29 protein-coding genes are annotated in these 24,033 nt (G+C 39.8%); 11 read left to right on the top strand and 18 right to left on the bottom strand.

Annotation, left to right across the window (positions count from 1 at the left end; genetic code table 11):
• Window positions 1-2: 2 nt before the first annotated feature.
• The 10 genes from M1L66_RS33855 to M1L66_RS33810 form a co-directional block, all read right to left on the bottom strand.
• The gene (locus tag M1L66_RS33855) at window positions 3-467 is read right to left on the bottom strand and encodes a metal-dependent hydrolase (protein ID WP_055649192.1); all 465 of its coding nucleotides are present in this window, start codon (window positions 465-467) and stop codon (window positions 3-5) included.
• 1 nt (window position 468) lies between these two features.
• Complete coding sequence (locus M1L66_RS33850; protein WP_055649191.1) at window positions 469-699, bottom strand: hypothetical protein; 231 nt, start codon at window positions 697-699, stop codon at window positions 469-471.
• Window positions 665-1,357, bottom strand: a complete 693-nt coding sequence (locus tag M1L66_RS33845; RefSeq protein ID WP_070102750.1) for a DUF4417 domain-containing protein — start codon at window positions 1,355-1,357, stop codon at window positions 665-667. Before M1L66_RS33845 ends, M1L66_RS33850 begins: the two co-directional genes overlap by 35 nt.
• Window positions 1,332-1,469 (bottom strand): hypothetical protein, encoded by a 138-nt coding sequence (locus M1L66_RS33840; protein WP_155521561.1) that lies wholly within the window; start codon window positions 1,467-1,469, stop codon window positions 1,332-1,334. The genes M1L66_RS33845 and M1L66_RS33840 overlap by 26 nt, the downstream gene beginning before the upstream one ends.
• A 5-nt stretch (window positions 1,470-1,474) precedes the next feature.
• Window positions 1,475-2,050, bottom strand: a complete 576-nt coding sequence (locus M1L66_RS33835; RefSeq protein WP_055649190.1) for a hypothetical protein — start codon at window positions 2,048-2,050, stop codon at window positions 1,475-1,477.
• A 67-nt stretch (window positions 2,051-2,117) separates the two neighbouring features.
• A complete protein-coding gene (locus M1L66_RS33830) occupies window positions 2,118-2,882 on the bottom strand; it encodes a hypothetical protein (RefSeq protein ID WP_055649189.1) in 765 nt (254 codons plus the stop codon).
• A gap of 106 nt (window positions 2,883-2,988) precedes the next feature.
• The gene (locus M1L66_RS33825) at window positions 2,989-3,189 is read right to left on the bottom strand and encodes a hypothetical protein (protein WP_055649188.1); all 201 of its coding nucleotides are present in this window, start codon (window positions 3,187-3,189) and stop codon (window positions 2,989-2,991) included.
• Between the two features lie 252 nt (window positions 3,190-3,441).
• Window positions 3,442-3,651 carry a hypothetical protein gene (locus tag M1L66_RS33820; protein ID WP_055649187.1) on the bottom strand — a complete coding sequence of 70 codons (210 nt, stop codon included), beginning with the start codon at window positions 3,649-3,651 and terminating at the stop codon, window positions 3,442-3,444.
• A 199-nt stretch (window positions 3,652-3,850) separates the two neighbouring features.
• Window positions 3,851-4,162 carry a hypothetical protein gene (locus M1L66_RS33815; RefSeq protein WP_055649186.1) on the bottom strand — a complete coding sequence of 104 codons (312 nt, stop codon included), beginning with the start codon at window positions 4,160-4,162 and terminating at the stop codon, window positions 3,851-3,853.
• Window positions 4,152-4,667 (bottom strand): hypothetical protein, encoded by a 516-nt coding sequence (locus tag M1L66_RS33810; RefSeq protein WP_055649185.1) that lies wholly within the window; start codon window positions 4,665-4,667, stop codon window positions 4,152-4,154. Before M1L66_RS33810 ends, M1L66_RS33815 begins: the two co-directional genes overlap by 11 nt.
• 491 nt (window positions 4,668-5,158) lie before the next feature.
• On the opposite strand from M1L66_RS33810, the gene iscB reads away from it, so the two are divergent.
• Both iscB and M1L66_RS33800 read left to right on the top strand, forming a co-directional pair.
• A complete protein-coding gene (gene iscB, locus M1L66_RS33805; RefSeq protein ID WP_081034804.1) occupies window positions 5,159-6,433 on the top strand; it encodes an RNA-guided endonuclease IscB in 1,275 nt (424 codons plus the stop codon).
• A gap of 60 nt (window positions 6,434-6,493) precedes the next feature.
• Window positions 6,494-7,066 carry a tyrosine-type recombinase/integrase gene (locus tag M1L66_RS33800; protein ID WP_055649184.1) on the top strand — a complete coding sequence of 191 codons (573 nt, stop codon included), beginning with the start codon at window positions 6,494-6,496 and terminating at the stop codon, window positions 7,064-7,066.
• Between the two features lie 831 nt (window positions 7,067-7,897).
• Here the strand turns inward: M1L66_RS33800 and M1L66_RS33795 are convergent.
• Window positions 7,898-8,215: a hypothetical protein gene (locus M1L66_RS33795; protein WP_055649183.1), complete on the bottom strand. Its 318-nt coding sequence runs from the start codon at window positions 8,213-8,215 to the stop codon at window positions 7,898-7,900.
• 100 nt (window positions 8,216-8,315) lie between these two features.
• Between M1L66_RS33795 and M1L66_RS33790 the strand changes: the two genes are divergently transcribed.
• Window positions 8,316-8,564 (top strand): helix-turn-helix domain-containing protein, encoded by a 249-nt coding sequence (locus tag M1L66_RS33790; protein ID WP_242866065.1) that lies wholly within the window; start codon window positions 8,316-8,318, stop codon window positions 8,562-8,564.
• 181 nt (window positions 8,565-8,745) lie between these two features.
• Entirely contained in the window at window positions 8,746-9,129 is a 384-nt protein-coding gene (locus M1L66_RS33785; RefSeq protein WP_117633529.1) for a helix-turn-helix domain-containing protein, read from the top strand.
• Window positions 9,130-9,161: 32 nt separating this feature from the next.
• Here the strand turns inward: M1L66_RS33785 and M1L66_RS33780 are convergent, their stop codons facing one another.
• From M1L66_RS33780 to M1L66_RS33755, 6 genes are all read right to left on the bottom strand, one after another.
• Window positions 9,162-10,151, bottom strand: a complete 990-nt coding sequence (locus M1L66_RS33780; protein WP_242866282.1) for an ADP-ribosylglycohydrolase family protein — start codon at window positions 10,149-10,151, stop codon at window positions 9,162-9,164.
• The gene (locus M1L66_RS33775) at window positions 10,148-10,303 is read right to left on the bottom strand and encodes a hypothetical protein (protein WP_155521641.1); all 156 of its coding nucleotides are present in this window, start codon (window positions 10,301-10,303) and stop codon (window positions 10,148-10,150) included. Before M1L66_RS33775 ends, M1L66_RS33780 begins: the two co-directional genes overlap by 4 nt.
• On the bottom strand, window positions 10,300-11,751 hold the full coding sequence (locus M1L66_RS33770) for an ADP-ribosyltransferase (protein WP_055652441.1): 1,452 nt from the start codon (window positions 11,749-11,751) through the stop codon (window positions 10,300-10,302). The genes M1L66_RS33775 and M1L66_RS33770 overlap by 4 nt, the downstream gene beginning before the upstream one ends.
• Window positions 11,752-11,754: 3 nt before the next feature.
• Window positions 11,755-11,964, bottom strand: coding sequence for a hypothetical protein (locus tag M1L66_RS33765; RefSeq protein WP_055652442.1), 210 nt, complete (start codon window positions 11,962-11,964; stop codon window positions 11,755-11,757).
• Window position 11,965: 1 nt separating this feature from the next.
• Window positions 11,966-12,712, bottom strand: a complete 747-nt coding sequence (locus tag M1L66_RS33760) for a ParA family protein (RefSeq protein WP_055652443.1) — start codon at window positions 12,710-12,712, stop codon at window positions 11,966-11,968.
• A gap of 778 nt (window positions 12,713-13,490) precedes the next feature.
• A complete protein-coding gene (locus M1L66_RS33755; RefSeq protein WP_055652445.1) occupies window positions 13,491-13,742 on the bottom strand; it encodes a hypothetical protein in 252 nt (83 codons plus the stop codon).
• A gap of 160 nt (window positions 13,743-13,902) precedes the next feature.
• On the opposite strand from M1L66_RS33755, the gene M1L66_RS33750 reads away from it, so the two are divergent.
• The gene (locus M1L66_RS33750; RefSeq protein ID WP_055652446.1) at window positions 13,903-14,202 is read left to right on the top strand and encodes a hypothetical protein; all 300 of its coding nucleotides are present in this window, start codon (window positions 13,903-13,905) and stop codon (window positions 14,200-14,202) included.
• A 441-nt stretch (window positions 14,203-14,643) separates the two neighbouring features.
• Here the strand turns inward: M1L66_RS33750 and M1L66_RS33745 are convergent, their stop codons facing one another.
• Complete coding sequence (locus M1L66_RS33745) at window positions 14,644-16,554, bottom strand: PfkB family carbohydrate kinase (RefSeq protein ID WP_055652447.1); 1,911 nt, start codon at window positions 16,552-16,554, stop codon at window positions 14,644-14,646.
• Between the two features lie 276 nt (window positions 16,555-16,830).
• Between M1L66_RS33745 and rbsK the strand changes: the two genes are divergently transcribed.
• From rbsK to M1L66_RS33715, 6 genes are all read left to right on the top strand, one after another.
• On the top strand, window positions 16,831-17,781 hold the full coding sequence (gene rbsK / locus M1L66_RS33740; protein ID WP_055652448.1) for a ribokinase: 951 nt from the start codon (window positions 16,831-16,833) through the stop codon (window positions 17,779-17,781).
• Between the two features lie 15 nt (window positions 17,782-17,796).
• Window positions 17,797-19,356, top strand: a complete 1,560-nt coding sequence (locus tag M1L66_RS33735) for an ABC transporter ATP-binding protein (RefSeq protein ID WP_055652449.1) — start codon at window positions 17,797-17,799, stop codon at window positions 19,354-19,356.
• Window positions 19,346-20,431: an ABC transporter permease gene (locus tag M1L66_RS33730; protein ID WP_055652450.1), complete on the top strand. Its 1,086-nt coding sequence runs from the start codon at window positions 19,346-19,348 to the stop codon at window positions 20,429-20,431. The genes M1L66_RS33735 and M1L66_RS33730 overlap by 11 nt, the downstream gene beginning before the upstream one ends.
• A gap of 1 nt (window position 20,432) precedes the next feature.
• Complete coding sequence (locus M1L66_RS33725; RefSeq protein ID WP_055652451.1) at window positions 20,433-21,347, top strand: ABC transporter permease; 915 nt, start codon at window positions 20,433-20,435, stop codon at window positions 21,345-21,347.
• A gap of 79 nt (window positions 21,348-21,426) precedes the next feature.
• The gene (locus tag M1L66_RS33720) at window positions 21,427-22,497 is read left to right on the top strand and encodes a BMP family lipoprotein (protein ID WP_256155692.1); all 1,071 of its coding nucleotides are present in this window, start codon (window positions 21,427-21,429) and stop codon (window positions 22,495-22,497) included.
• Between the two features lie 32 nt (window positions 22,498-22,529).
• On the top strand, window positions 22,530-23,927 hold the full coding sequence (locus tag M1L66_RS33715) for an ADP-ribosylglycohydrolase family protein (protein ID WP_055652453.1): 1,398 nt from the start codon (window positions 22,530-22,532) through the stop codon (window positions 23,925-23,927).
• The last annotated feature ends 106 nt before the right edge of the window (window positions 23,928-24,033 follow it).

Genomic DNA, 24,033 nt, shown 5'->3' with positions numbered 1-24,033 from the left:
TTCTACCACCTCTCCGTTACTATTTTAAAAATTATTATCATAAGCACACCAGTCATAAGCCAATCTGTAATACCTCCAGTACGAAATGGAGATAAGCTGATTCTACGCCGACTAAATGGGTAGAGAAGCGCAAGCCCGCCGGCTGTAAATAGATCCTGCAATAAATGCCCCCCATATCCAGCCACAAAGCTGATCCCCTGTAAATTGGAATTAAGTAAGTAATATAGAATAGCTAATAAAAATGGTGAATGTATTAAATAACGATGGCCACAAAGGAAATGAATAATAAAGGATATTACAGGATATCTTCTTCCTATCTTGCTACGTGGCTCATCAATATCTGGAAGTAAAATTGCCGTTGTTGTAATACCAAAGATTACCGCCGACTCAACCACTTTTGGCCGGGCCACATATACCACCATGGCCCCAATAAAAACGCCCATTGCCATATGCGCCGATCCGCTCATCTTACCGCCTCGCCCCAGCAGTAATTCCCTCTGTCACCGTCGCCCATTCGTTTGCCAGTGACTCATCCGCTTTCTCAATACGATAGATCCCTTTATACAGAGATCCCAGCTCGGCATAATTTGAAACATTATTTTTGTGCATCCCTGTTAGATCTGAAATTTCCGAGGACGTGAAAATCCCCTGTAACTCTCCTTCCCTATAGAGATTCCATATTTTTTTCGCTTTTTTCATAAGATTTAACTCCTTTAAATCTATCTGCGGGGTTATACTGAATTTTTTTAAATTTTTCCTGGAATGATCCAATTGGAATAATATTTCCCTTACACTGTTCTGGAACATCTCCATAAAATATAATTGCTTCTGGCTCTAATCTGCGCATCATCTCCATATAGCCTTGAAGAAATACAGACCGGCCTTCCTGGCTACTCTGGGTTCCAACCGACGAAACTGCCACAGTGCTATAATGTGGCTCACCATCAAAACACCATTCAAATGACTCCTCATTTCCCCATGAAATAGAAGGGATCACTTCAACGCCATTTTCCTGCCAGTATGCAGCTAACCAATGTTTTCGGTAATGGTTATATAGCTGTATTACGAGAGGAAAATCCACATAAATACTAAAGTCCGGTGACATTACATATGCAAATTTTTGAATCATGTGTAAATAAGTTCTGGGCCTGGCCCACACACGATTAAATTGATAGTCGTCTAAAAAAAAATGAATTCCTTTATTTTCTGGATGGTCTATCGTTTTTGCATAATTAAATGGTATAAAATCAATCTTTCTTTTCAAGTGTGTAGGTTCAATTACCGGTATCCCATATTTTCCTGGGACATTAAAAAGGCGTTTCTCCAGATTCTCATAGTTTCTCTGACTTCTGTACATTTTCTGATTCCTCTTCTTTTTTCTCTGGTTTGGAAACTTCCTCTCTTTTCAGCTCTGCCTTATATGGTTCTAACGAAGAATCATCCAGCTTCCAGCTATTTTCTTTTGGCATCTTACTCACCTCCCTTGAAATCTGTATATGTAGCCGTACTTATGGGAATTCTCTTCTAACCATGTATTCCGAAACTCTGCCATCCCACTATTTAATGCATCACACCCCTTCTGAAATTCAACCTCATCAATCCTAAAGTTTCTATAATCTTTCAGCAACTTCTCATATACACCATCACAATGCTTTGTACGCAAATAAATTGAATAGCTATAATCTTCTGAAAAAGCCAGACTCCCCTTCTCATAAGACTTTGAATCTTTATTTGCCCGCAGGGAAAATGTTCCTTTTGAAGTCGTCGCTCTGATTTCTTGCATTTTACTATAAGTCAATAAAGATACGTCTTCACAACTAAAGGTGGATCCTCCGGGATGATTATGTGTTAATATATTGTCCTCAAACTGTTTCACTTGCTCTTCGCTAAAAGTTACATAATTTTTCGTATTATCCGATTTTGAAAAAATCACATTTCCATCTGTATCAAATAGGTAGGCTGATTCCACCTCATCATGACATATTTTTCTTTCCACTGTACTAATTCCAGATCCATTACTTAGACCAGAACTAGATCCTCTTCCTCCCACCTCGGCAAATTACTCCTTTTTTATATAAACCAATTTTTATATAAAAATATTTTTATATTTTTACTTTTTAATCGGCCTTTTTAAATTCATAATGGTATCCGTATTTTTTTTGATTGGCTGTCAGCCACTTCCCCACGGCATCATCGTAATTAAGACCTTGCATCTTAGCTCTATTAACAGCCTTTACAAACTCATTTGCACGAAACTTATGAGTTTTTACGAAAATATGATCGCCGCTGACACAGCTTGCTACAATTCCTTTTTCTGCCGAAAGCGAAGTGGATAACATATCTGACTTTGAAAATGTTCCACCACTGGGATGATTATGAAAAATCATCTCACCTCTTCCGCCCATAATAGCAACGGAATGAGCATCTCCATGAACATAATTATGTACGTAGCCATTTTCATCAACCGAAAATGCATGTTCCCTCTCAGGATCAAGGTGCATTTTACGGAAAATCTTCAATGCTGCAGCTACACTTTTTTCCTTAATTTGTGTATTAGCGCGACTGTTTAGATCCCTTTTATCATTTCTACCATTCGTTATTGACGCGGCGTCTTGAAATTTGAAAGTAGATTGCCCTAACTCCCCACTTGCTCCACGGCCACCATCTAATGTAAGTTTCAAGTCTTCCATAGACATTTCATCAATAAATTTCCGAATAGTTTTTCCTTCAATCTCATAATCTAAGGCCGCGTCCAAATTTTTAAAGCGTATGCTCTCTTCCGTATCCAGGTTGTACAACTCCCCATTACGGAACAAAATACAATTTTTAAATTTAACTCCATACCTTCGTCGAAACTCGTACCGAAATGTACTCAGCGTCATTTTTTCTCCCGTGTAGGTCTTTAAACCTTGCGTAATATTTAGCAGTGTGCTACCATTAAGTGGATGGAAGGCTCCCAACCTCCATCGACATTTTCCCCATCTGGATCTAATCCAGGTGGGTTTTATATGCCTCTTCTATGCAACACATTATTTGATCTGCCTCATCAGATAACATTCTCCCCTCTTTAACCGCCAGGTCTAAAGCCTCTTTCGAACAGCAAATACTACAGATATTTAATTGATCCATGCGTGATATACCAAAAGGATCTCTTCTCTCTTTCCCGCATCTCGGACATATTTTTTTCATCCTATTCCCTCCATTGTTTTATTGTTTTCTATAAAATCGGTTTTATCTGAACATATTTCTATAGAAAACAAGTTTTATGTTTTTATATGAAGAAGGCAGCATACAAACATAATAGAGTAATGGGTATATACGGCAAGTAAAGGATACAGGTAAGATAAATGAAATAAACTATTCCTTCAAATTATCCGGATCTCTCCATGATTTCTTTCGTGTTAAAAGAAACTTCTTTCACAGCTATGACCTCCATCTCCTTCAATGTTTCTGCCAGCTTGTTTCACATGCAGCTACTCTTCTATCAGGTACCCCGTCCCTTGACTTCCCCACACGCCTGATCGGTTCTGTACCTCCCCTGTCCTTCCCAGTCTTCTTCTGGCCAATCTGTTCCTTACTGCGTACTGCGCTTCCTGTCCCCACCAGTACTCCTACCAGCTTAATCCGCTCCGTACTATGTACTGCGCTCACTGGCCTCCCGGTATGCCTATCGGCCCGATCCGCTCCGTACTACGTACTGCGCTCACACACCTCTCACCGCTTTCCCCGCTCCCCCTACTGGCTAGATAACTACGTTATCTAGCCCATTATCGAGGTGGGTATATAATATAGAAGAAACGCGTAAATATCAGTTCTACACGGCGGGGCATTTTTGCATATTAATTTTGTGTTACTGCCCCGGTTCCTTGCTGAATAAAAATGCCAGGGTGTAGTATACGTCCATATCAATTTTCACCACCCTGGTACGCTTCCCGTTACGCGAAATTTTCTTCGTGTAACGATCCGGATCGGCGTCGATCCAATGCAGCCGCTTCCAGATTCGTAGCTTTTGTTCCACAGTATCGTATAAATTCCGATTCAGCATATTATCCAGTATTTTTCTGCTCACCAATATGTAGCCTTTGTCGATCGGCACTTTCTGAGAATGTGATAAGAAACCCACAACACCTAAGAATTCATCAATATATGTGTTACCTTTCATATTTTTCGACTCCTGGTAGATCTACAGCAGTTTTCCGAATCATATATACCCGCCTACTCTTACCATTAACTATCACGGAGAATATTTCTTTGTCATTGGACTTCATGATCCCTAGACATACCATATAGCGAATAAAGTTTCTGGCCGTAACCTTATCATCCGTATAGGCAGCTAAAATGTTCTCGAAGTCTCGCTTATCTACCCGGTAGTACTCTTTGGTGTTGGCCGTATTATTTTTATAATCCAACCACAGGGCGGATTTTTGTAATTCAGCCAAAAAAGCCAATATGCGCGTTATGTAGATAAAGGTAAGCTCATCTTCCTCAGACGCTCCAAACTCTTTCTCTGCATTTGAAAATCTTTGTAATCGCTGGATGGTTTCCTGCAGCTGCGCTTTCTCCCTGACCAGCTGCTGATTTACGTCAATCAGTTTATTAGCTTTGGCTTTTAGCCGTGCTATTTCTAACGCCTCACTGCTCATGATCCTGGCGACATTTGGCTCCATATCACCCCTCCAATCAAAAAAATTAATCAATGTAATATAAGATGAATTATATTACATTCGCGGCAGCCTACCGGATGTGTCGGAAACCCTCTTGTAATCTAGTTTTTTTTCTGATAAAATTGATTGATTAACCATGGAATAAGAAACGAATGTAATAAAATAGTAATCTTTGTATTTTTATATTACATTCAACAGGGAGACTTTTTAAGGTCAATAACCCTCCACTTAGCCCGACGGCTTGAAGTGGGGGCTTGTGAAAACAAGCTCAGATTGACTAGCTTAAGTGCTATGCGCACTACGTTAAGAGAGAATATATAGTTACCCGTGGGCGTATTACCTAACCTGCGGCTCTAAGGTATGTGATTAAACCGTCCTGTAGGGCAGGGACCGTGTTGCATACAACAAACCTCTCATTAACATTAGCGAAGGTAACATGACAGCAGTTTTTACTGCTGAATTATTGGGAAACCAATGCGAAAGGAGACATATCAATGGTATATGTACTCAGTAAAGAAGGAACCCCGCTGATGCCGACAAACCGGCACGGCAGGGTAAGACACCTCCTTGATGCAGGAGAAGCGAAAGCCGTAAAGCGGTGTCCGTTTACCATACAGCTGCTGTATCAAAGCACGACGTATACACAGGAAATCACATTAGGCGTGGATGCAGGAAGTAAAACCATTGGACTGTCTGCATCCACAGAAAAGAAAGAACTGTACGCATCCGAAACCAGGCTGCGTATGGATATTACCGATCTGCTGTCTGTCAGACGGCAGTTCCGGAGGACAAGAAGAAACCGAAAGACACGATATCGCAAAGCAAGGTTTAACAACCGGGTCCATGCGAAACACAAAGGCTGGCTGGCACCAGGCATCGAGGCAAAGATCGGAACACATTTTAGAGCCGTCCGTGATGTGTGCAGGATCCTTCCGGTCACAGAGATTATTGTGGAAACGGCTTCCTTTAATCTCCAGAAGATCAAGGCCTTAGAAAAAGGGGAGCCGGTTCCGGAAGGAACGGATTACCAGAAAGGAGATCAGCTTGGCTTCTGGAATGTAAGGGAGTATGTTCTTTGGAGAGACGGATACAAATGCCGGTGCTGCAATGGAAAATCAAAAGATCAGGTGTTAAATGTGCATCATATCGAAAGCAGGAAAACCGGAGGCGATGCCCCGAATAACCTGGCAACTCTTTGCGGATATTGTCACAAGCAGTATCACAAGGGGACGATCCTGCTTCCCAAATCCGTCAGACGAGGAAACAGCTTCCGTGATGCAGCATTCATGGGAATCATGCGGCGGACCTTTTACAACCGATTAAAAGAACAGTATCCACGTGTTGCCATGACCTATGGGTATATCACAAAGAACACGAGAATCCGAAACAGCCTTCCCAAAACGCACTATGCGGATGCCCGGTGTATTGCAGGCCATCCGCAGGCAGAACCGCTGGAGGTCTATTACTTCCAGAAGAAGGTAAGATGCCACAACCGCCAGATCCATAAGTCAAATATCTTAAAGGGCGGTAAGAAAAAGAGGAATCAGGCAGAGTATCTCGTAAAGGGATATCGCCTGTATGACCGGGTGCGGTACCAGAACAGGGAGTATTATGTGTTTGGAAGAAGAGCGTCCGGGTTCTTTGATATCCGTACTTTGGGAGGAAATAAGGGAAACAAAGGCTCCGTAAGCTGTAAGAAGTTACGGTTTCTGGAGCCAAGAAAAACAATGTTGATAGAAAGGAGAATGCAGGAACGGGAAGCTGTCTAGGTCGGTCCTGACGCATTCCTCCACCACCTATAGAGGTGGGGGTACCCTGCTAGTTTTAAGATGAATAAAACCACAGAGCCGATCCGCGATAAGAAGAAATTGCAAGAATTATTTGCATATTTAAAGGGAAAAAACATGAGAGATTATGTAATGGCTAAAACTCAGTTAAATACGGCTCTAAGAATCAGCGATATAGTACCTCTTCGGGTATGCGATTTTTTTCATCAAAGTGGGTACTTCCGGGAATACATAGCTCTTAAAGAACAAAAGACGGGAAAAGAAAAGCATATCGCAATTAACACAGCATTAAAATCCACTTTAAAGGATTATATTAAGGATTACAATTTACAGTATGACGATTATCTTTTTGCCAGTCGCAAGGGGAGGGGGAAAAAGCATATCAGTACTACACAGGCGCAGCGCATACTTCAAGATGCCGGCCAGGCCCTGCACTTGGATAACTTCAACAGTCATTCCCTTAGAAAAACCTGGGGATATGATGCGTATAATAAAACTCACAATATAGCCTTAATTATGCAAGTTTACAATCACTCATCCGCCGAGGTAACATTACGTTACATTGGCATAACGCAAACCGATAAAGATAATCTTTATAATATGATTCAATTTTAAAATCTAATTTTACTTTCACTTTAATGATAAATATTAAATTAATTTTGAACAAAAAAGCCTTACAATGCTTGTATTTAGAAGGCTCCTTTTATAATAAGTTTTTGAAAAAGTATCCGAATAAGATTGTTGACATTTTTTTAATTTCCATATATAGTAAACATATGGAAATAAATGGATTTATGTAAGAAAATTCATCTTATATTACATTTTTTTTGATGTAGAATGAAACACTAATATCTTTAGACTGCAGAGAGCCAGGGCAAATCCCCGGCTCTTTTTTTCTTATAATATTCTCCCGGCCTATTCCCGGGCCAGGGCGGATCCGCCTCCGGCCGGTTAATATCGATTAAATAAAATCACTGATGCACATTCCTAGCGCATCCCATGGGTTGCTCGGACCGTCGCCTCCTGTAGCCAGTACCAGACGTTGCAGCGTATAAGTAGTCGTCTGCATCTACTTGAAAGCCCCGCCTGCTTTTTATATAAAACCATAAAAATATTTTAATATAAATATTTCTTTACAAATTAATCTTTAACCGCAAGGTTAAAGGGTAAAAAATGGCTCTATTATCCAGAACATACGTGCGGTATAATTATAAAAAAGGAGATGGTTATATGGAAACAATATGCACATTGGCACCAGACATTAATTCCTGTCCCCACTACGATTAGAAAAAAGGAATATGCCGAGATGGCCAAAAAATCTACGTTTTCTATACGGCAGAGGTAATTCAAGAAACCGAGGAGCGATACCACCGGCAACCACGGTGGTATGAGAAATATATAAAATGAGGCGGAGCTAATTAAACTTCCGCCTTTTTATTATAAACATTATTCTTTTACGTTAAATTCCTTCTCTCCCACTTCATGGCCTTTTTGCAGATCATCTATATTACTATACACATGGATAATTAGTCTATCCGGATCGCCATTCATATTATTATGGGTTTTTCTAATTTTCTCATACAGATCATCGTCTATGCTTATATCAGAGTATAGCAAAATATGTAAGTCAGTAGATCTATAATCGGAGGAATTATTGGAGAAACTACTCCATATACAGTAATCAGGTTTAGGCTCTGGCCTCTCATATAAAAAAAATCCAAAACAAAAACTCATTACAAAGACTAGCAACAATAGCTTCTTCATTTTCCGCCCCCCCCCCGCGATTTTTGTAAGCTATACGGATACCAAACTTTTTATAATATCGTATACCATTGCTGTATCATTTGCAAGGAGTATTAACTATATGATGGAAGAGATTAAAATACGTTCGGATAACCGTATACCTGTCGGTGCCAATATTAGGCGGATCCGTATTGAGAAAAAGGTAAAAGCCTCCTCGATTGTTCTCGATCTGCAGCTGCAAGGTTGCAATATAAATAAACAGAGGTATTATAAATTAGAACATGACCTGGCTAACGTATATGCTTCTGAATTAGTCGCAATAGCCAACTACTTAAATGTTAGTCTTGATGAGTTATTAAAAGCTAAATGATTCTTTAACTGCTACTATCCTTTTTTACGATATATAAAAATATAAAACTATAAATATATTTCTATATATTTATAGTTTTATATTTTTATTTTTTCTGTGCCATATTTAATATTGACACAATTATATCATGGTGTGATATAATTGTGTTGTAATTAATAATGTCAATCAAGGGAGGGATTATATGTACGACTATTTATCAATACGCGTAAGTGAATATTTTTTAGAACTGAATGGAAAAAAAGTAAATGAATTAAATGAATTATTAGGAACATCTGGAGTTAATTTTTCCATAGAACCAATTCCAAAATCAAATGATCTTCATTTATCCATTAAGTATGATAAAGATAAAATCAGAAATCAGCAGACACGAAATGCAGGCAGGCGAAAAAACTACAATGTAAACGAGAAAGGCTACACCTATGGAGAGGTCAAACAATTATTAAAGGAGCATACAGCGGAGGAAGTCAGTATAATGTTAGGAATGAGCCGTAGAACATTATACCGGCATTTAAAAGAATACGAAGATCCTGCCTCTTTTCACATAGATTCTGATAAATTTTATTAAAGCCTGCGTCTCAATTAATTAAGACACAGACTTTAATAAAATTCAATTTTACTAGAAAGGTATTCGTCCAGATATTGAAAAGCTCGTAATATCATATCATCAGGTATGCCGTAGTAGGCCCCCGCTATACTACCAGTAATGGCTGCTAACGTGTCCGAATCTCCTCCCAGGGAAACAGCATTGCGGATGGCGTCTTCAAAATCTGTCGATTCAAGAAAAGCAACTATAGCTTGGGGAACTGTCCCTTGACATGTCTCGTCAAATTCATAATCGGATCGGATCTCGTCTAAGCTAAAATTTAAGCTCCAGTAATCCGTCAGTGACTCGGCAATTGCCTTCTTTTCTACCCCGGATAACGCTAGGTATATGCCCGTAGCTACCGACTCGGCTCCTTTGATCCCCTCCGGATGGTTATGCGTCACTTCCGCCGAGGCTCTGGCCAATTGACGAGCCTCATCCAATGTCTCCGCAAAAAAGCCCGCAGCAGAAACCCTCATTGCTGATCCATTTCCGAAACTGTTATAGGGTTCTTCATAATCACCATTAAGCCACATATTAAAACGCATACCATAACTGCAATAAGGATATTTTTTTCCATAGGATCTCATTTTATTCACCAATAGCGATTTCAGATCCAATGAACCATTGCTTTTAATATGCATATCCATTGCCTCGTATACTGCTATGGTCATTACAGTATCATCCGTAAAACAAGCCTTCGGATTCCAAAACTCAAATTTTTTTGTTTTTATGTTATGGAATTCGTACACCGATCCTACAATATCTCCTATAATAGCTCCATAAATAGGATATGGCGGATTATATGGTGCAGGAAGACTGGCCCAGGCTACAATTTCACGCGCTACTTCTTTTTCTTCCTCTTCATCCCAGTACCAGATCTTTCTCTGAGAATTGTAAAAGGCTGAATCTGACCGTCTACGGCCACTTGTGCTCTTATACGTAATATTATAGATCTTGCTCTCAGATGGCACCTCTTTTGACATTAAAATCCAATTCTTCATGAATCCCCCTCCTCATAATCTGGGAAATCGACCCCAGACAATTTTCCTTCTACGATCTCCCTATTGTACTCATCCCAGGACACATATTCAATTTCCTCTTTATCGTTGATTTGAAACTTTGTTCCGGTTTTTTCACAGTTTTCTTTTTTCATAAGCTGCCCTTCCCTAATTGCTTACCTAACGATACGTACGCTACCAGATTTTCTTTTTTTTCTATCTTATCAATTCTCAAAAATGATCCTCGCTGGAATAGTACTTCTTTTTCCTCTTTATGTATTGAAACATCGTTTAGAAATATGCCTTTACTTCCTTTAGGTGCCCTGATAATAAGAGTTAATCCAGATTCTCTACCACCAGCGAAGTACTTGGCCACATCTTTTTCTATAGTGGTGGACATAAAACTTTTATGGCGAACCAGCTGATTTTTAAATCGATCATTCAGCTCTTCCACACTCATATTATTGACATCCATTTTAAAGAAGAACTTCGGATCGGGAACACCTCTATAAACGATCATATCATCTGAAATCGTTTTTCTATCGATACAGCCAGTTATTATATCAATGCTTTCTTTAAATTTTTCCGGATTCGGAAAGTCCGGATTATATAAAGATTCATTTATAGGGTCATAATCAAATTGACTGTACTTTTCAAGAGCCTGCTTTTCTGGCTCTTGCAGATCAAACGCATCCAGTACACTCATGAGTTCATAATTATAAAGACTACATTCCTTGAAGGTTCGAACCGTTTCTGCTGGCTCCGACGGTTTTTCCGTAATTTTTTTATCTACTGTTTTTATTTTTTTCTTAGTTATTATTTTCCGTCCATATAGATAACGTTTTGTGGTGGAAAAGCGAGCATGCCTTAAACCTTCTTGAACCGCTCCGTTGGCCTCATAAGCGGTTGCCCCGGCAGCCACACACTCTATTTTTTTTATTTTTGCGTATGCACGTCTAAAATCGTGCATTTCCATACCCAGGCCGTGGGCCTTCTCACACATATAGCTCTCGCTATAAAATAGTTTTCCAGTCTCATTCTGCCGGCAATAATCTTTCAATTTGTTATAGACATAAGTATCATCCAGACATTCTACCGTCCCAGGCTTACCTCCTTTTCCATGACGCACGGATACAGAGATACGACCATCATCTCGAAATTCTATATCCTTAGCCTCCAGATCCGCCAACTCTGACACCCTGAGCCCAGATATGCCCGCCAACCGATACGCTAATTTCAGTTTTTCATTTTTCAAAACATTGACTTTTCGCAGCATCTGGTCATAGTCAACTGCCTTACCTCTACTTTTTACATAATTCCTTTTGTGTTTTGATATCTCGGCTATTTGGGCATCGGATGGCATCTGCAGATGATTATTAACCACCTGCAGATATTTTAAACCATTTTTAGCTGCGCTCACTTGGTTTTTCGATTTTAGATTTTTTATTCTGTCGAGGATCTTTGTTTCAGATACCTCCCGCAGGTCATTAAAATCGATACCATCAAACACCTTATTTACTGCAGAATAATATGTCTTAGCAGTATTCTTGTTTAAGTTGGCTTGTAAATATGCCTTATAATTGTTCAAGATATCATATTTCATGTCTTATCTGTCCTCAAGATAGGCGTCCAATGCAGCCTGGACGATCTCATAATCGTGTTTCCCCTCCTCTAAGGCTTTCATTTTAACTTTTCGAAAAGTATCGACTCTAACCTTATATGTGGGATTCTTATATTCCACTTCCGTTTTTGGCATCTCACTTACCATACTTCCGACAACACTTCTACGTTTTTCTCTATCTGCCAGGCTCCCCATCTTATTTACACCCCTTCATGATAATATTTGCTATTTTGACATATTCTTTTGCAATTTCAGATCTCGGATCTCTTTCAACCACACATTTACCGTCATATATACCTTTTGTGGCCAACGCTGATTTCTTTGTTACTCCAATTACATTATACTTTTCTTTCAGCATATCTAAAATTTCATTGTGATCTTTGACTACCATCTCGTATAGAGTAGCCACGATGCCGAAAATATGTAAATCCGGATTAACGAGATCCTGAACCTCATCTATTGTATTTTCCAGCTGCTCTAAGCCGCGATAGGAGAGGTAATCTGTCTTACATGGTATAATTACCGCATCAGCTGCAGCAAGTGCGTTCAAGGTCAGTATGGAAAGTTGAGGCGGACAGTCAATCAGTATAAAATCATATTTAGCTGCTTCTTCAAGTGCTCTTGAAAGCACACTTTCCCTTGCGGTTCTCGACATAAGTTCCATCTCCAGAGATGCCAAATCAATAATGGATGGTATTAGATCTAAGTTTTCAGCTATATTATAGATACATTTTTCTACATTTTCTGGGCGTTTTTTCAGAAGATCACAGATTGTATTCTGATATTCTGACGGCTCATGCCCCGTCGAAATAGTTAAACTGGCCTGGCTATCCAAATCAACCATTAATACACACTTTCCTGCTTCGGCCAAAGCCTTCGAAACATTATAAGTTGTTGTAGTCTTCAATACGCCGCCTTTTTGGTTCGCAATTGCGAATATCATATTTTTTCCTCCTCATATTTGTTAAGATATTGTTCTATGCTTCCTCTGATATATGTATACAAGTTCCAGAGATTTGCGCTTAATGGAAAATCCTTTCTGTAAATAAAGTACGTGCGATACTGTATATGCTGTATATTACACCATTTAAAAATATCCGTCATCCTTATAGTTTCATGCTGCAGCCGTTTTCCGAAACACTCAATTTTATAGTATTCGGACTCATTCTTACATTTTAAAATGAACATTACATTATAGCATCTTATTTGTATCATATCCTTCACCCTTTCATCATACCGACTATTTTTTCTAATGTCAATATAAAAACATTTTTATATTTTAATATTTTTATATTTTTTCGTTTTTATGTTTCCATATTTTTATATAGAGTGGCTTCTTTGACTATTTATTCAGATTTTTTATATGGTTTAATGACGATTCTGTTTTTATAGCTTATTGCTTGCACTACTTGATTAGGGGAAAAATCTGTATGAGGTATCACACAATCTGAGATTAGATCGAAGGAATTGTTAAGTTTAAAGATACTTACATTCCGTAAAGACTTATTTTTTCTTTTTCTTTTCATGATGTGGCCATCCTTTCCAGCCACTCTATACCGCTATAGTATAACATATCCACATAAAAATATGTAGTAAATATTATTAATGAATTTGGTAAAGCCCCCCCCCCCGCTGTCAATACTCATCTTCCGGATCGGATAGAATCCGATCCTTCCGATCCGTATATTAAATATACTGCTGTTACCCTATTATATTAAAACTTAATCTACCTGGGAGTCTTCCAATTCCCCCGGGGGGGCCATGTGACTTCGCCCTTCTCTCTCCATCCTCTGATAAATCGATGAAACTATATATTCATTAAGATTTTCTTCCGCTGCAGCTGCAGCTCTTTTGATTTCCTCTTTTCCGCCTTTTTTTACAAACGGATATAATCTATCATAATTTTTACTATTATTTTTATTTTTTGCTCTTGTGCTGGGTCTGGAGTTCCCATTATTACGAGTATCTGGCATCCCACTCACCTCCAACTATACCGCAAGTATAACATTAATTGCAGAGTTACGCAAGTATACATATTTCACATATATACTTGCGTAACTTTGTAAGATTTTCCCATTGATTATATACTTGCGCAAGTATATAATCTAAAGAAATACTTTAAGGAGAGATGTTATGAAATTACTCATGGAAGCAGAGGAAGCAAAGTTATATGATTTAGAGAATGGTTATTACGTAGCACAGGAACATTGTTCATGGATTCATCAAGGATACAGACTCATGATCCGGCCTATGGATGATTGTTATTTACCTTCAATCTTTATCGATTATGATAACACAACACCTAACTTTAAAATCCAAACGGCCAGCTATGGATCCGTTCCACCTAATGAGATTAAGAAGGTAATTGAAGGATTTAAAATAGCACTCGACACCATAGATATTATCAAAAACAATTTTATGGAGGGAGAATAGACATGCCATTTATTAGTGGAGTTAAATGTGAGCGTTGCGGTCGTACATCTTATTATAAGTCTATACGTACCAAAAAAGAACTAACCCAGGATCTAAGGAAATTAGGCTGGAGCATTGGGAAAGGAACTAAATGCCCTAACTGCCGGCGAGGGTCAGGAAAAAGCGCCACACAGAAACAGCACTAAGCAATTGGGCACAAAAGCTAGAGAAATTTTCTCTAGTCAGACTGCTCTGAAAAGTTAATTATTGAAAAAAGTAATATGATAGCATACTAAATAAGCCCACGATCTCCATGGGCTTATTTAGTATGCTATCATATTACTTTTTTCAATAATTAACTTTTCAGAGCAGTCTGAGGATAGGAAATCCTCTCTTCCGCTTTTCTGTGTATAGATAGAGCAGAGGATATATGGCTTTAAAAACATGACATTTTATGGGACTTTATAAAAAAGTGTCATTTTGTAAAATATCCGGCTCTATTCGTTTAATATAGGTTTCCAATGAATTTTTATCAATAAGTGCAGGAATGACTCCTTGACGTGATACGCAGAAGCCTGCGGCGTAGGTTGCAATTTTGGCGGCTTTGGCAATAGGATAACCAAAGGAGAGGTAACTGGCTAATGCTGAGATAAAGGCATCTGCGGCACCTGTTGTGTCAATTGGTGTAAAGTCTGCGGCAGGAATGTACCCGGTGAATTCGGGAGCTTTCATGTAGCAGCCAGAGTGCCCCAGTGTAATGATGACTGTTTTTGCTCCTCTTTTAAAAAATTCTTCGGCTTTTCCTTCAATATCAGAAACACTAGGACAAAGAAGTTCGGCTTCCTTTTTGTTGGGGACGAATATATCAACGAGTTCCATCAAAGAATCACTGATACGATTCATTGCTGCTGGCTTTAAAATATTCTGTACACCACGGCTGCGTGCCAGCCGGGCGGCAGCTTCAACTGTATCTTCAGGGATTTCGGTCTGCAGAAGACAGTAACTGGCACTTGTAAAAAGTTTCTCATAACATAGAATGTCAGATGGTCTTAAAGCCTGGTTTGCTCCAGTCAGAATTGTAATCATATTTTCGCCGTCATTCTGAACGTGAATGTAAGCCTTTCCCGTTTCGGAATAAGGATCGCGCCGGATGCCCTGGATATCTATGTGGTTATCCTGCATGCACGAGTAAACAATGGTTGAATCATAATCGTTACCAACCTTACCAATGAGAGATACTGCTTTGCCGAGCTTTGCCGCGCCGACTGCCTGGTTCGCTCCCTTACCTCCGGGAATGAGAGAATGTTTATTGGTGCTTACTGTCCTGCCTGAGGCGGGGAGCTCATCTACATTTAATGTGACATCAATATTAATGCTTCCTACAACAATGATTCGATCTGCCTGAGTGGAGAATGGGATACTTATGCCGGCGGTGTTTTCTAATGAGCAGAGCATGGAAAAAGGGGTGTCAGGGCATTCTTTCTTTTCACATTTTCTTATTAGACGTTCGCAGACAAAGGCCCCAAATTCAAAATAGGGTATCCTGATATTTGAAATATCAGGATAAGTTAAGCTCTCATTGGTATATTCCTGAAGGCTGATAAGGGATAAATCGCGTGGTACATGAAATTGAATTTTATTCAGGTGCTTCATAAGGCTAAGAGCAGATGCATAGTGGCTGCTAAGTATTCCTGTTGGGATATGGGAAAGAAGGCCATTGTACCAATCGGTTCCTTCTGATGGAAGATTCATAGAGTCATGATAGGGGAGACCGTGATCAAACAGACATTTCTTGAAACCTTCCAAAAACATTTCGGAGCGCGTGCTGCTCTGTTTTGTCAGACAACCGAGTTTTGTATGGCCTTTTTGTATTAATAGCTCGGTTGCTTCATATCCCATCTGAGAAAAATTTATGAAATAAGAAGAAGGGTCTTTTCTGTCATTAATGCGGCAGACCTCAATACCCTGTTCTCTGAAATATCGATCATATTCCAGGCTTTTCTGACTGACCGGTTCCCAAATAACACCATCGACATTATGTTTGCAAAGGGAAGTAATATTTTTTAATTCGATCGTAGCACTGTTATCACTGTCATAAAGAAGTATGCTATAACCGTTTTGCTGTGCCAGAGAAATAACACCATTGAGAAACTGGGGGACATTGGAGGCGAATTTTAGCAGAATTCCAAGGGTAAATGTTTTTGCCTCTGAAGTAATTTTTACAGTTCCGTAAGGGGTATAGTTATATTCTTTTACTATTTTTAATACCCGATTTCTTGTTTCGGAATTAATATTTTCATCTTTCTTGTTTACAATCTTTGATACTGTGGATATTGAAACGCCTGCCAATTTGGCAATTTCCTTTATAGTCATATCTATCTCCCTATACCTGTAGTTAACTGATAAAATATTAAATTGTAATTCTATTATGGTGTAAATTGCTTTTTTTGTCAATTGATAAAGTATAATAATATGATAATAATTATAATAAAGTTTTTAATTAAAACATTTTCTTGAAATAAAATGCCCAAAAAAATATTGACAATGTAAAAAAACATGTTACTATATAACTATGAAAACTATTTATGAAAATATTTTCTTAACTATTATAAAGAGTATATTTGTAAATAATAAATGTGGGAGGAATTGATGAGCGGAGGAATACTGGTTGTAGGAAGTTTGAATATGGATATGTCTGTAAGGGTAGCCGCTATGCCTGCGGTAGGAGAGACTGTTTTAGGAAAATCTCTTTCCTATCAGACGGGAGGAAAGGGAGCTAATCAAGCTTGTGCCGTCGGGAAATTAGATGGTCAAGTGAAGCTGTTGGGCTGCATTGGAATGGACGAATTCGGAGAAAAGCAGATCGAAAGTTTGAAGACATCAGGGGTAGATGTATCCTTTTTAAAAAAGAGTCAAAAAGAGCCGACAGGGACAGCGGTGATCAGTGTTGATGAGCAGGGAAATAATAGTATTATAGTGATTCCAGGCGCCAATAGGGAGTGTGATGTTACTTATTTAAAGGAACAGGAGGAACTGTTTCGCTGGTGCGATTATGTGATACTACAGATGGAGATTCCAGAAGAAACAGTATTTTATGCTGCCTGGAAAGCAAAGGAAGAAGGAAAAACAGTTATATTAAATCCGGCACCAGCACCGGAAGGATTGCCTGATGAGCTCTTGGAACTGATTGACTATATAACTCCTAACGAAACTGAACTTAGAAAACTAAGTGAAAGCAAAATAAAGGATTCTGATTCGCTTAGTCAAATGGCAGAATACTTTGTGAAAAAAGGAGTAAAAAATGTAATTGTTACTTTAGGAGAAAAGGGAGCTTTACTGGTTAATGAACAAAAACAGTTGTTGCTTGAAGCTGAAAAAGTCAATGGGATCGATACAACTGCTGCGGGGGATTGTTTTAATGGAGCATTAGCTGTTGCGTTAGCTGAGGGTAAGCCTTTGGAGGAATCAATTTCTTTTGCAAATAAAGCGGCGGCTATAGCTGTTACCAGAAGGGGGGCCATAGAATCGCTGCCATATCGTGATGAAATGGCGTCTGAAGAACGGATAAGCGGCGTAACTTCAAAGCAGATAAAGGCGTAGAGGTGAGGTGAAAAGATGAATGAACAACCGATATTATTAATGGAGAATATTACCAAAGTTTACAGTAACGGATTTGTGGCTAATCAGGATGTGTTTTTTTCACTGAAGAAAGGTGAAATTCATGCTCTGGCTGGTGAGAACGGAGCAGGTAAAAGCACGTTGATGAAAATACTGTTTGGAGAAGAAGTCCCGGATTATGGAAGAATTCTGCTTAATAATGAGGAAGTGAAGATTGATAATCCTATGACTGCCATACGATATGGAATTGGTATGGTGCATCAGCATTTTATGCTTGCTCCTTCGCTGACGGTTGCTGAGAATATGATTATGGGAATGGAACCGAAACGTCTGGGGCTTATTGATTCGGAAAAAGCAGTAAAAATGTGCAGAGAGGTAGCGGAAAAATACAATTTCTCAGTTAATCCTGTGGCAAAGGTGGGGAGTCTGCCTGTAGGAGTAAAGCAGAAGGTGGAGATATTAAAGGCTCTTCTCCGCGGTGCGAAAATACTGATCCTGGATGAACCGACCGCGGTTCTTACACCTCAGGAAACAGACGAATTATTCGTTCAGCTAAAGCTGCTAAAGGAGAATGGCCATACAATAATTTTTATTTCACATAAGCTGAAAGAGATTAAGCAAATTTGTGACCGAATAACGATCCTCCGCCATGGAAAATCTATGGGGGAATATGAGGTGAAAGATCTGTCAGAACAGGATATATCAAAATTAATGGTTGGCCGGGATGTGGTCTTGAAGGTAGATAAGGGGGAGGTGAAACGAGGGGAGAGGGTATTGAGAGTCAGAGACCTGTGCGTACAGGACGATTGGGGTAAGGCCATGGTTAAAAAGGTCAGTTTTGATATCTGCAAGAGAGAGATTCTTGGGGTGGCGGGAATCGAAGGTAATGGTCAAAGGGAAATTGCAGAAGCTGTTACAGGCCTGATAAAACATTATAACGGTAATATAACGGTAAAAAATCATGATATAAGCAAGGAGTCCATTCGTAAAATTAGGGATTTGGGTCTTTCACATATACCGGAGGACCGTATGACCTATGGCGTATCTGCGGATTCGTCTATTTTGGATAATATAATATCTAATCGTTTTTACAAAAAAGAGTACAACAATTCTGGTATGCTGAAAAAGAAGAAGATTTTTGAAGAGGTTGACCGTCTGATTAATGATTATCTTGTAAAGTGCGATGGAAGGGAACAGACGGTGAGAATGCTGTCGGGAGGGAATATCCAGAAAGTGGTTGTTGCCAGAGAATGTTCCTCACAGCCGGATATTATTGTTGTAAATCAGCCTACGAGAGGAATTGATGTAGGGGCGATAGAGTTTGTTAGAAAACATCTGGTGGAACTGCGCGATATGGGAGCTGCGCTTTTGCTGATATCTGCTGACTTGAATGAAATTCTGGAACTTTCAGACCGCTTGCTGGTTTTATGTGAAGGGGAGATTGTGGCATATTTTTCTAAAAGTTCAGAAGTGTCGGAGCAGGAGCTGGGAGAATATATGCTTGGATTAAAACGTATGACCAACGAGCAGATTGGAGGCGCTATTTATGGAGAATAAGCGGCAGAGCACAAAAGGGATTGAGAAAAAATTTGAAGTAATACGAGTGTTTGTTGCTGTTTGCATTGCTCTGGTTATCGCGTTTGTCTTGATCTCCATTGTAAGCAGCAGTCCAGCGGAAGCCTTGAGACAGTTCTTGATCGGACCGCTCATGTCCGGAAGAAATTTTGGCAATGTAATTGAACTTACAATCCCTTTAATATTTTCAGGATTGGCTGTTTGCGTGATGTTTCAGTGTAATCAGTTTAATATGGGAGCAGAGGGGGCATTTTTCTTTGGTGGACTGGCGGCGAGCTATGTAGCTGCAACCTTTATTCTTCCGGCAGGAATCCATCCCGTAATTGCAATTTTTGCAGGCGGCGCAGTTGGAATAGTTATTTGCTCGATTCCTGCTTTATTGAAGGTGAAGTGGGGTGCGAATGAAGTAGTATCATCATTGATGCTGAATTATATTGTGTTATATTTGGGAACATATATATTACAGTATGTAATGCTGGATGCCGGCGCAGGGTATTCGGCCTCCGGACAATTTGAAAAGACAGCGAAGCTTCCGGTTATTATTCCAAAGACAAGAGTTCATACAGGGCTTTTTCTGGCTTTGGCACTCGTGATAATAACGTATTTACTGATTTATAAATCGAAATGGGGCTATGCGATCCGTATGACTGGAAAAAACAGTATGTTTGCTAAGTATTCAGGAATCGGCGTGGGCGGGGCTATTGTTTTATCCCAGGTAATTGGAGGTGCTGTAGCTGGAATGGGGGGCGCAGTAGAAATTTTGGGGATGTATACAAGATTTTCCTGGACGAGTCTTCCTGGATACGGCTTTGATGGAATTATTATTGCGATTCTTGCAAAAAATAATCCGCTGTTTGTTCCGTTTGCAGCACTATTTCTTGCATATCTGAGAATAGGAGCAGATATTATGTCCAGAAGAACGGATGTTGCACCTGAGGTTGTGTCAATTGTGCAGTCGTTGATTATTCTGCTGGTTGGAGCGAAGCTGTTTTTAGAGCACTATAAACATAAAAAGATTGTGGAAAACTCGACTCTTCAATCTGGACAGGAGGTTTAGCGTGGAACATTTATTACATGCAATTTTTTCGGCTGATTTTGTTTATTCTGTATTGAGGCTGACTACACCTATACTGCTGGCTGGATTAGGAGCTCTGATTACAGACCGCGCGGGGGTTATGAATATTGGATTGGAAGGGATTATGCTTTGCGCTGCACTGGCTGGTGTTATAGGGAGCGCGATGACGCAGAATGCATTTTTAGGGTTTCTGTTTGCACTTTTAGTTGGAATGGCATTGGGACTTTTGATGGCATATTTTGCTATACATTTAAAAACAGATATGGTTCTGACGGGCATTGCTATGAATCTTTTGGCTTCAGGCGGTACGGTATTTGTTCTCTATGCAGTGGCGAATGATAAAGGTATGTCTACTTCGCTGAAAAGCCTGACGATGCCGGTAATCAATATTCCTTTTATTCAGGATATTCCTGTAATTGGCACGGTTATATCCGGTCATAATTTATTGACATATCTGGCACTTATTTCGGTGGCAGCGATGTGGATTCTTCTTTATAAAACCCCGTTGGGACTGAGAATCCGGGTGGTGGGGGAAAATAGCCATGCCGCTGAAAGCGTAGGAATCCATGTGAAGAAAGTTCAGTATATAGCGCTAGCTATAAGCGGTATTTTAGCGGCGATGGGCGGGGCTTATATGTCTATGGGATATATGGATAAGTTTGCGCGTGATATGACAGCAGGAAGGGGGTTTATTGCATTAGCGGCAGAAGCACTGGGAAGAGGAACTCCTGTCGGTACTCTTCTGTCCTCTTTAGTATTTGGAACAGCGGACGCATTGGGAAGTAATTTGCAGGTATTAGACATCCCGGTACAGTTTGTACAGATGTTACCATATGTATTTACTGTTGTGGGGCTAGTTCTTTACTCGGCGATGAAACACAAGCATTTGACTAAATAAAAACAAGTGTGAGATAGGAGGATTCAAAATGAAAAAAGGAATTTATGTAACTCTGGCGGCCGTTGCGCTGACAACGGGTATGCTGATGGGCTGTTCGTCTGGCAAGGACGAAAGCCAGGCTGTAAAACAGGAGGCGGAGAAAAGTGAAGCGGCAGTTGACGATGCCTTAAATGTAGTAATCCTGATAAATGGAAACTTGGGGGATAAAGCATTCTATGATTCTGCGGCAAATGGCGGAAAAATGATAAGGGAAGAGCTTGGAGATAACGTAAAGGTTGTAGAGATGAGTTACGATGAGACTAAGTGGATGCCAACATTGATAGATTTTTCAGAAGATAAGGATACGGATATTATTATCATGGGTACCTGGCAGATGTCGGAAAAGCTTCAGGAGGTTGCTCCGCAGTATCCGGATAAAAAATACATTATTTATGATTCGTCCGTGGATTATTCGCTGGGAGGACTTGATAACGTATATTCGATTGAATATAAGCAGAATGAATGCTCATTTCTTGCAGGAGCAGTGGCAGGACTCTGTACAAAGACGGGAACAATTGGCTTTGTTGGTGGAATGGAAAATTATGTGATTAATGATTTCCTTGTAGGATATATTCAGGGGGCGCGTTATGTTAATGAGGGAATCAAGATTCCCATTGGCTATGTAGGCAATTTTAATGACAGTGCAAAGGCAAAAGAATTGTGTCTGGCTCAGATAAATCAGAATGCTGATATTATATATCAAGCTGCCAGTACGGCTGGGCTGGGCGTTATTGATGGCGTCACCGAGAAAGATAAGTTTGCGATCGGAGTGGACAGTGATCAGGCAGAGGGCTTCCTGGAAACGGATAAGGATAAAGCGGAGCACCTCCTTACTTCTGCATTAAAACGTGTAGATATATCTATTTTCAGAGCTGTAAAAATGGAGAAAGAGGGTACTCTGCCATGGGGAACGAGAGAGGTTATGGGTATTAAAGAGGGGGCTGTAGGGATTGCTAAAAATGATATTTATTTAAAGCTTGTTCCAGAAGATGTAAGGCAGAAGGTGGATGAACTTGAGGCAGATATCCTTTCCGATAAAATTACAGTTGATACAGCTTTTGGTAAGACAACAGATGAAATTCAGAAAATAAGAAATTCTGTAAGGCCATAAAGCTTTATACTATAAGGAGAAGAAAAAATAAAATGAAAAGAGCATATGAATATAATCATGAAATTATAACTCAGGCTATCCCTAAAATTCTGACTGAGGAAGAACAGACGTGGGAGGATGCCTTTGATGTAGAAGAGACAAATTGGGGGGCTGTGAAGCTGCTTTGGGGAAGTCATGTGCCGGGATCTTATGCTCCGGAGCGGGTGCTGCTGGGCGGTATATTGTCTATGTACAATATGGGATATGATGTGACGGAAGCGGAAAAATTGATACCGGAGGCAATTCGCATGAGAGAGGAGGAGGATAGAATCGGACTCTCCAGGCTTACTGCAAAGGTGTTTCATATTCTGAACAATGCTGAAAAAATCGATGATCATCCATATCATTCCTATACATGCTATGATACCTTTGAAAAGTACAGAAATGCAGTTGAGTTTGAGAAGTATACGCTACCGGATACAAAAGCTAAGGAGTTCTATGATAGAACGTATGCAGGCTGGACTGCTCAGATTGTCGGAGCTGCAGTCGGAACTGCGTTGGAGGGATATAATACAGAGAAACTCCTTGAGTTTTTTGGCGAGATTAACGATTATGTAAGAAAGCCAAGTACGTATAATGATGATATTACCTATGAGCTGGCATTTTTAGATGCATTTTTTGAAAAGGGATATCAAGTAAGTTCGGAAGATATTGCTGCGGAGTGGGTTGCAAGGATTCCTTCAGGCTGGTCCGCAGAGGATATCGCGTTAAAGAATGTTATGCTGGGTATTTTTCCTCCGGAGAGCGGCTGTCGGTCTAATCCGTTCAGGGAATGGATTGGCGCGCAGATGAGAGGTGCTGTCTGCGGTATGGCAGCTCCGGGGAATCCGGAAATGGCGGCAAGTCTGGCTTTTAGAGATGGGGTTGTGTCTCACCACAATAATGGGGTGATTGGAGAAATCTTCAATGCTATGATGGTATCAATGGCATATGCAGAGAAGGAGATGCAGACGATTGTAAAGAAGGCAATTAGAATGATCCCAACGGACAGCGAATATTATACCGTTGTGAAATTTGCACTGGATCAGTGTGAACAGTTTGATCATTATCTGGAGGCCTGGAAGGTATGCGAGAAGAAATTTTGGCAGTATAACTGGATTCATGCATATCCTAATGCTGCTATTGAAGTGATAGCTCTGTATTACTGTGAGAACAGTCTGGACCGATGTATCAATATGATGAGTATGATGGGGCAGGATGTAGATTGTAATGCCGCTCAGGTGGCAACTATGTTTGGGGCGGCGTATGGAATTGAGGCTATTTCTGAAAAATGGCTGAAACCTTTACCGGAAGAACTATTAACTTATGTACGTGGACATGAAAAAACAAGCATAGCGGATATTACAAGTTTTACAGTAGAATGTGTAAACCGTGCCTTAGAAAACCGTTAGTTGATAAAAAGTATAAATCATTTTATGGCCAGGGCGATTTTATGGGGTTTGTCAAGTTAAATGTGTAAATTTAAGGGGCTGTGTAAAAATGGAGTTGATCTAATTC

Origin of the sequence: Hungatella sp. SB206 (assembly GCF_051132295.1) — a bacterium.
In the GTDB taxonomy this organism is placed as follows: domain Bacteria; phylum Bacillota; class Clostridia; order Lachnospirales; family Lachnospiraceae; genus Hungatella; species Hungatella effluvii.
Note: the sequence above shows the minus strand (reverse complement) of the source record. Positions and strands in the feature narration are given on the sequence as shown.

Bases quoted from the DNA above. Each gene is read 5' to 3' on its own strand.
- M1L66_RS33750 (WP_055652446.1), top strand. From the start codon at position 13,903: ATGAAATTACTCATGGAAGCAGAGGAAGCAAAGTTATATGATTTAGAG.
- M1L66_RS33780 (WP_242866282.1), bottom strand. From the start codon at position 10,151: ATGAAGAATTGGATTTTAATGTCAAAAGAGGTGCCATCTGAGAGCAAG.
- M1L66_RS33770 (WP_055652441.1), bottom strand. From the start codon at position 11,751: ATGAAATATGATATCTTGAACAATTATAAGGCATATTTACAAGCCAAC.
- M1L66_RS33760 (WP_055652443.1), bottom strand. From the start codon at position 12,712: ATGATATTCGCAATTGCGAACCAAAAAGGCGGCGTATTGAAGACTACA.
- M1L66_RS33810 (WP_055649185.1), bottom strand. From the start codon at position 4,667: ATGGAGCCAAATGTCGCCAGGATCATGAGCAGTGAGGCGTTAGAAATA.
- M1L66_RS33745 (WP_055652447.1), bottom strand. From the start codon at position 16,554: ATGACTATAAAGGAAATTGCCAAATTGGCAGGCGTTTCAATATCCACA.
- M1L66_RS33850 (WP_055649191.1), bottom strand. From the start codon at position 699: ATGAAAAAAGCGAAAAAAATATGGAATCTCTATAGGGAAGGAGAGTTA.
- M1L66_RS33715 (WP_055652453.1), top strand. From the start codon at position 22,530: ATGAAAAGAGCATATGAATATAATCATGAAATTATAACTCAGGCTATC.
- M1L66_RS33800 (WP_055649184.1), top strand. From the start codon at position 6,494: ATGAATAAAACCACAGAGCCGATCCGCGATAAGAAGAAATTGCAAGAA.
- M1L66_RS33795 (WP_055649183.1), bottom strand. From the start codon at position 8,215: ATGAAGAAGCTATTGTTGCTAGTCTTTGTAATGAGTTTTTGTTTTGGA.
- iscB (WP_081034804.1), top strand. From the start codon at position 5,159: ATGGTATATGTACTCAGTAAAGAAGGAACCCCGCTGATGCCGACAAAC.
- M1L66_RS33755 (WP_055652445.1), bottom strand. From the start codon at position 13,742: ATGCCAGATACTCGTAATAATGGGAACTCCAGACCCAGCACAAGAGCA.
- rbsK (WP_055652448.1), top strand. From the start codon at position 16,831: ATGAGCGGAGGAATACTGGTTGTAGGAAGTTTGAATATGGATATGTCT.
- M1L66_RS33845 (WP_070102750.1), bottom strand. From the start codon at position 1,357: ATGTACAGAAGTCAGAGAAACTATGAGAATCTGGAGAAACGCCTTTTT.
- M1L66_RS33730 (WP_055652450.1), top strand. From the start codon at position 19,346: ATGGAGAATAAGCGGCAGAGCACAAAAGGGATTGAGAAAAAATTTGAA.
- M1L66_RS33855 (WP_055649192.1), bottom strand. From the start codon at position 467: ATGAGCGGATCGGCGCATATGGCAATGGGCGTTTTTATTGGGGCCATG.
- M1L66_RS33825 (WP_055649188.1), bottom strand. From the start codon at position 3,189: ATGAAAAAAATATGTCCGAGATGCGGGAAAGAGAGAAGAGATCCTTTT.
- M1L66_RS33720 (WP_256155692.1), top strand. From the start codon at position 21,427: ATGCTGATGGGCTGTTCGTCTGGCAAGGACGAAAGCCAGGCTGTAAAA.
- M1L66_RS33840 (WP_155521561.1), bottom strand. From the start codon at position 1,469: ATGCCAAAAGAAAATAGCTGGAAGCTGGATGATTCTTCGTTAGAACCA.
- M1L66_RS33790 (WP_242866065.1), top strand. From the start codon at position 8,316: ATGATGGAAGAGATTAAAATACGTTCGGATAACCGTATACCTGTCGGT.
- M1L66_RS33775 (WP_155521641.1), bottom strand. From the start codon at position 10,303: ATGAAAAAAGAAAACTGTGAAAAAACCGGAACAAAGTTTCAAATCAAC.
- M1L66_RS33765 (WP_055652442.1), bottom strand. From the start codon at position 11,964: ATGGGGAGCCTGGCAGATAGAGAAAAACGTAGAAGTGTTGTCGGAAGT.
- M1L66_RS33735 (WP_055652449.1), top strand. From the start codon at position 17,797: ATGAATGAACAACCGATATTATTAATGGAGAATATTACCAAAGTTTAC.
- M1L66_RS33785 (WP_117633529.1), top strand. From the start codon at position 8,746: ATGTACGACTATTTATCAATACGCGTAAGTGAATATTTTTTAGAACTG.
- M1L66_RS33815 (WP_055649186.1), bottom strand. From the start codon at position 4,162: ATGAAAGGTAACACATATATTGATGAATTCTTAGGTGTTGTGGGTTTC.
- M1L66_RS33830 (WP_055649189.1), bottom strand. From the start codon at position 2,882: ATGACGCTGAGTACATTTCGGTACGAGTTTCGACGAAGGTATGGAGTT.